The organism is Pseudomonas brassicacearum (assembly GCF_003732225.1).
In the GTDB taxonomy this organism is placed as follows: domain Bacteria; phylum Pseudomonadota; class Gammaproteobacteria; order Pseudomonadales; family Pseudomonadaceae; genus Aquipseudomonas; species Aquipseudomonas brassicacearum_E.
Genome location: NZ_MOBJ01000030.1, coordinates 1 through 618, shown reverse-complemented (window position 1 = coordinate 618; position 618 = coordinate 1). Strand labels below are relative to the sequence as shown.

At 62.9% G+C, this 618-nt stretch carries 1 protein-coding gene; it reads left to right on the top strand.

Annotated elements, in window-relative coordinates; all coding sequences use genetic code 11:
- On the top strand, positions 1 to 576 hold a 576-nt coding region (gene rutD / locus BK659_RS24490; protein WP_123427880.1), incomplete at its 5' end, for a pyrimidine utilization protein D.
- Between the last annotated feature and the right edge of the window lie 42 nt (positions 577 to 618).

The window sequence follows — 618 nt, the reverse complement described above, 5'->3', positions numbered from 1 at the left end:
GAAGTCGGAATTGCCCGCTACTGCGTGGTAGGGCATGCGCTGGGCGCGCTGATCGGGCTACAGCTGGCCCTCGACAGACCTGATGCGCTCACCGCGCTGGTGTGCGTCAACGGCTGGCTAACCCTCAACGCCCATACCCGACGCTGTTTTCAGATCCGCGAGCGTTTGCTGCATTCCGGCGGCGCGCAGGCGTGGGTAGAGGCGCAGCCGCTGTTTCTCTACCCGGCAGACTGGATGGCTGCTCGTGCGCCCCGCCTGGAGGCCGAAGAAGCGCTGGCGCTGGCCCATTTCCAGGGCAAAAGCAACCTGCTGCACAGGCTCAGCGCCCTGAAGAAAGCGGATTTCAGCCGCCACGCCGCGCGTATTCATTGTCCGGTACACCTCATCTGTTCCGCCGACGACATGCTGGTGCCCTCTGTCTGCTCGACTGAGCTACAGGCGGCTCTCCCACGCAGCCACAGCGTGGTCATGCGCCAGGGCGGGCATGCCTGCAACGTCACCGAACCGAACACCTTTAACACCCTGCTGCTGAACGGGCTTGCCAGCCTGCTGCACAGTCATGAACCCGCTTTATAAGGAGCTTTAATGAGCGAAGCCATTAATCCTGCGGCGCGCGAA